This is a genomic window from uncultured Rikenella sp. (genome assembly GCF_910577125.1).
In the GTDB taxonomy this organism is placed as follows: Bacteria; Bacteroidota; Bacteroidia; order Bacteroidales; family Rikenellaceae; genus Rikenella.
Map to the genome: position 1 here is coordinate 1 of NZ_CAJTMN010000120.1, position 5,458 is coordinate 5,458.

At 62.0% G+C, this 5,458-nt stretch carries 4 protein-coding genes; 1 reads left to right on the forward strand and 3 read right to left on the reverse strand.

All coding sequences use genetic code 11. The features are described from left to right. Nucleotides 1–11 precede the first annotated feature (11 nt). Together QZ292_RS09355 and QZ292_RS09360 are read right to left on the reverse strand one after the other, a co-directional pair. Complete coding sequence (locus QZ292_RS09355) at nucleotides 12–158, reverse strand: hypothetical protein (protein ID WP_294600893.1); 147 nt, start codon at nucleotides 156–158, stop codon at nucleotides 12–14. Nucleotides 159–513: 355 nt separating this feature from the next. Next, on the reverse strand, nucleotides 514–3,534 hold the full coding sequence (locus QZ292_RS09360; protein ID WP_294600895.1) for a GH92 family glycosyl hydrolase: 3,021 nt from the start codon (nucleotides 3,532–3,534) through the stop codon (nucleotides 514–516). Between the two features lie 72 nt (nucleotides 3,535–3,606). Here QZ292_RS09360 and QZ292_RS09365 point away from each other — a divergent pair, with 72 nt between their 5' ends. Beyond that, entirely contained in the window at nucleotides 3,607–4,515 is a 909-nt protein-coding gene (locus QZ292_RS09365) for a class I SAM-dependent methyltransferase (protein WP_294600897.1), read from the forward strand. A gap of 145 nt (nucleotides 4,516–4,660) precedes the next feature. Here QZ292_RS09365 and QZ292_RS09370 read toward each other — a convergent pair whose 3' ends face one another. Beyond that, nucleotides 4,661–4,930 (reverse strand): hypothetical protein, encoded by a 270-nt coding sequence (locus tag QZ292_RS09370; RefSeq protein WP_294600899.1) that lies wholly within the window; start codon nucleotides 4,928–4,930, stop codon nucleotides 4,661–4,663. Nucleotides 4,931–5,458: the final 528 nt, after the last annotated feature.

Sequence of the window (5,458 nt, forward strand, 5' to 3'; positions counted from 1 at the left end):
TGTGGGTGCGTTTATTCCGAGAGGCAACGCAACTGAAGACCGTAGGCGCGGCTGTTTGCGTCGCTGGGATGGAGCCACGTCACGTAGAAACCCAAGTACATGCTATTGGTACCGCTGACCGTCGAAGACCAACTGAACCCGAGAAGACCGATGCTCACCGGTACGCCATTGGCTCTTTCGCGGTGGTCCGGGGCGGGGCCGCCGGTATAGGGTAGAGGCGGCCAGTAAGACACCCTGTGGGTGCGTTTATTCCGAGAGGCAACGCAACTGAAAACCGTAGGCGCGGTAGCCCGCGCCGCTGGGACTGAGCCACGTCACGCCGAAACCCAAGTTCATGCCATTGGTACCGCTGACCGTCGAAGACCAGCTGTAACCGTAGTTGCCGACGCTGCCCAGCGCGCCTGACCGCCCATAGTAGCCTGCGTCGCGGAAGCCCGGGGCGGGGCAGCCTGAAAAGAAAAGGAGCTCCCGGAATGGAAGCTCCCAGTGTAAAACACGCCGCGCGATGAGGCATCAGTACGCCATCACCTCGTCGATGAACATCCACGCCGGATTTCCCTGTCCGATATGTCCCTCGGGCAGCGGCCCGTTCTCGATCCGGAACCGGATGTAACGCGCCTGCACCCCGCCCGGAATCGAAGCGCTGAAGTAATGCGCACCGCTCTCTGCCGTCAAGCTGTCGCTCCCTTCGATCCGCACCGGATGGCCGTAATGCACCCCGTCGGTCGAGAATTCGAACACCGCACCCCGCGGTAAAACGATCCACGACCGCGGTTCGTTGTCCGCATTGAAGCCCACGTGCCGCAAGCTCCGCACCCTCCCCAAGTCGATCACCCCCGCCGCATCGATACCGTTAAAACCGATCCACTCCGGTCGTACATAACTGTTCCCTCCCAAGGCAAAATCGACCAAAGCGCCCGCCCCGCCGTTCACGTACGGTGCCGACGGCGCCTGTTCCAACGTCACCACCGCATCTCTCAGCGCACTCTTGTAGAACCGGTAGCTCTTCACCTGACTGTCCGCCCGTCCGTCCATGGCGATCGCTTGCAACTTCACTTCCGTGTTCCCCGTGAGCGTAATGCCCCCGATCGGTACGATCGGAGAGGAGGAGGTCGGTTCCGAACCGTCCAGCGTGTAGACGATCTTCCGTGGCTGCGGCGCTGCACATTTCGGGAACAGGGTCATCGAGCTGCCGAACACCCGCAGCGTATCTTCGATGTACGGCTCGAAGACGATGTCCGCGAGCATCTGTTCTGCGGTCAGCGCCTCTTCGGCCGGAATCTGAGCCACCGGTCGGTCTGCCGGATCCGTACCGAAATCTTTCGTCGGTTCAGACCCCATATGCAGCACGAGCTTGCCACCCTCGTCGAGCATGGCCTGGGTGATGTACGATTTCGTGTACGGCTGGCCGTTCCACTCCGCCGACCGGATGTAGATGTTTTTCCCCTCCGAAGAGAGCCCTTCGGCTTCGATAATAAACGGCTGGCCGGATGCCGTCGTCGGTGCGATTTCGACCCGTTCGAAGGTCGGCGTTCCCAAGACATAAATCCCCGCTCCCGGCGTCACGGGATAGAAACCCATGGCGCTCAACACGTACCAGGCCGACATCTGGCCGCAATCCTCGTTTCCGCACAACCCGTCCCGGGCCGTGGTGTACATCGTCCGTTTGATCTCGTCCACCCGCTCCTGCGTCCGCCACGGTGCGCCCGCATAGGAGTAGAGGTAGGCCACCTGATGCGACGGCTCGTTGCCGTGGGCATACTGGCCGATAAGCCCCGATACGTCCGGCGAATGGTCGTTCGTCGTCGACGGCGCCTCGAACATGGCGTCGATGGTCGCGATATAAGCGCTGTCGCCGCCCAGCATGCCGATGTGGGTCGTTACGTCCTGCGGCACGAAGAAACGGTAGTGCCAGGCATTCCCCTCGGTGAAATCGCCCTGCCCGAGGATCGAGATTTCAGCCGGATCGAACGGTGTGCGGAACGCTCCCGTCGAGAAACGCCCTTTGAAGAATCCGTCCGCCGGGTCGAAGTGGTTTTTGTACGATTGCGCCCGGCGGATGAAGACCCGATACAGGCTGTCGTTCCCCAGCGCCTGTGCCATCCGGGCGATGCACCAGTCGTCATAGGCATATTCCAACGCCTTGGAGACCGAGTTGTTCTCCTTGTCGGCCGGCAGGTAGCCCAGCTGCCGGTAGTGTCCGATTCCGCCGTGTTCGCGCTGCATGGCACTGTGCACCATCGCCTCCAGCGCTTCGTCTCCCTCTTCGGCCGAGAGTTCGCCCTTGAAAAAAGCGTCGGCGATGATCGGCACCGAGTGATACCCGATCATGCAGTTGTTTTCGTTCATGTGGAGATCCCACACCGGCAGACGTCCCGCTTGCCGATAGTAGCGCAGCATCGAGCGGGCGATCTGCGCATTGACCTCCGGCTGTACCAGGGTCAGCAGCGGATGCAGTGCGCGGAAAGTGTCCCACGTGGAGAAGATGCTGTAATTCGTCGCGCCGGTCGAATCGGCCGGGTGAATCTGTCCGTCCGCTCCGCGGTACCGGCCGTCGGTGTCGGTAAAGAGCACCGGGGCGATAAACGAGTGGTATAAAGCGGTATAGAATATCTTCCGTTCCTCCTCCGTCCCGCCCGAAACGGTGATTCGTCCCAGCTCGCGGTTCCACTGCTCGCGAGCCTCGGCCGCCAGGGTGTCGAACGATTTGCCGGCCGTTTCCGCCGCCAAATTGCGCTGCGCTCCCTCGATGTCCACAGCGGAGAGACCTACTTTGACCTCCCAGTTTTTGACGTGTCCTTCCGGAAAGAGGGCCAGTACGACCTCTTTACCCGTCCCTTCGGTGACGGTCGTGTCGCGCCCGTCGATCCGTGCCCGAATCTCACGGATGGGTTCCGAAAATTCGGCCCGGAAAAAGACGGTGTGATCTGCGGCCCACCCGTTCGACCGCCGCCATCCTTCGATCGTTCGGTCGTCTACCTGGCGGAATCCGGCTTCGCGCACGTTGTCCTGTATCCCGTGCCGCAGGTCGAGGATCAGGTGCTGGTTCTCGCTGTGTTCGTAGGTGTACCGGTGGATCCCCGCATGCGGCGTGGCGGTCAGTTCGACTTTCACGTGCGGATCGTCCAGATAGACGCTGTAATATCCGGCCGAAGCCTTTTCGCTTTTGTGGCTGAACCGCGACCGGTAACCGCTGTCCGGTTCGGCTTTCGTCCCCGATTCGAACCGGACGGGCCCGATGGCCGGCATGAAAAGAATGTCTCCCAAATCCGCCCCGCCCGTCCCGCTCAGGTGGGTGTGCGAGAAGCCGATGAGGCTCGAATCGCTGGTATGGTAGCCGGAACACCAGTCCCACCCTTCGGTGTCGGTGTCCGGAGAGAGCTGTACGAAGCCGAACGGTGTGGTCGCTCCGGGGAAGGTGTGCCCGTGGGCGTCGGTGCCGATAAAGGGGTCTACGTAGTCGGCCGGTTCGCCGTGGGTGCCGCAGGAGGCGAATGCCAGAGCTCCGGCGACTAAGAAGAGGAGTTTTTTCATCTGTTTCGGGTCAGTTTTCGGCAAAGATATTGATTTTTAATGCTACTTTTATCCTCAGAACGGATTTTGTCTATGGAATTGAGTTTATTGACTCCGACCCGATGGGCGGATTACGAATTGATCGACTGCGGAGACGGTCGGAAGTTGGAGCGTTTCGGCCGGGTGGTCACGGCGCGGCCGGAGCCGCAGGCGTTGTGGGCGCCTTCGCTCTCGGAGGGGGAGTGGGAGGCGCGGGCGGGGGCGGTGTTCCGCAAAAACAGGGGGAGCGAGGAGCGGGGCGAGTGGGTGTTGAAACGGGGAACGCCACAGCAATGGTCGATCGACTATGGGGGCGAAGGGGGATGGCGTATCCGGCTGCGGCTGGGGCTGACGTCGTTCAAGCATGTGGGGGTCTTTCCGGAACAGGCGGCCAACTGGGGCTATATTTATGAGACGGTGCGGCGGCTGAGGGAGCAGGGGGTGGAGCGGCCGGCGGTGCTGAATCTGTTCGCTTACACGGGCGGTGCGTCGCTGGCGGCGTGTGCGGCGGGGGCGGAGGTGACGCATGTGGATTCGGTGCGGCAGACGGTGACGTGGTCGCGCGAGAATATGGAGGCGTCGGGGCTGGAGGGGATCCGGTGGGTGGTGGAGGATGCGATGAAGTTCGTCCGCCGCGAGGTGCGGCGGGGGCGTCGTTATCAGGGGATTATTCTTGATCCGCCCTCTTACGGCCGGGGGCCGGAGGGCGAGAAGTGGGTCTTGGAGGAGCATCTCCCGGAGATGCTTCTCCGGTGTGCGGAGCTGTTGGAGGAGACGGGGTGTTTTGTGGTGCTGAATCTCTATTCGATGGGTCTTTCGGCTCTGCTGGCGCGGACGCTGGCGGAGTCGGCGTTTCCTCAGGCGGCAGGGGCGGAGGTGGAACAGGGGGAGCTGTATGTGACGGATGCGGCGGGGAAACGGTTGCCGTTGGGAGTCTTTTTGCGGTTCCGGCGGCAGAGGTAAGATGCGACGAAGGGCTGTCGTTACTTTGGTTAGATTCCAGTGTGCCGGCGCTCGGGAGGTGCCGTCATAGGGTATAGACAGTCTTATTGGGGGTAGAGGCTGCCTTAGGATAGATCCGGCCATTTGTGAGTGCGGCACGCACCGTTTATTCCGAGAGGCAACGCAACTGAAGACCGCCGGCCAAGCTCGCTGCGTGGCAGGGGTAGAGGTCTTGCGTGTTGAACCATAAAAATCGCCCGAGGATACCGTTTGCCGCAGTCGACCAACTGTATCCGTGAAGACCGACGCCACCCGGTGCGCCGAATAATCCATTCTGGCCCGGATCGCGGTAGCCCGGGGCGGGACGAATTTGGCTAAACTGTCTGCCGTGTTCGGGCTGCGCACTCCGGGGGTGGGCTGCAGGCCCAGCGCGCAAGCCCGGCGATTCCTCTCGGAATCGCGCTACTTGCTCTCGGCGCGCCGCAGTTCGACGCCAGCGGAGGGCTCAACGAACTCCGTCGAGTTGCAGCCCGCCGCCGGGGGATGGCGTCGGACTGCGCGACCCTGCGGGTCGCACAGCACTCAGCCTAATCCATAGTCCAATTCTCCGCTCCATTCGTCCTCGGCGCGCACCCCTCGCGCCGCTTTTGCGTCGCTGCGCCCGAGGCCGGCGACCTTACGGTCGCAAGAGCTTTACCCAAAATCAAAACACCGCCCCGTGTCCACCTCACTGCGGCTCCGCTATCGCTCCGCCGCTTGCCGTCGCCCACTGGGATTTCATCTCGATTTTGCTTACCGCAAAACGAGCGAAATCCCTTTCTATGTGGGCGGGCGACGGGAGCGAGTTTTGTCGCGCGCCTTGGCGATTCAACTGTTTCGGCTTGTCGCCGAAACAGTTGAATCGCCTCCTAAGGCGTGGCGCGCGGTGCCTTCGGGCACTCCGACAGGGCCGCCTCTACCCTAA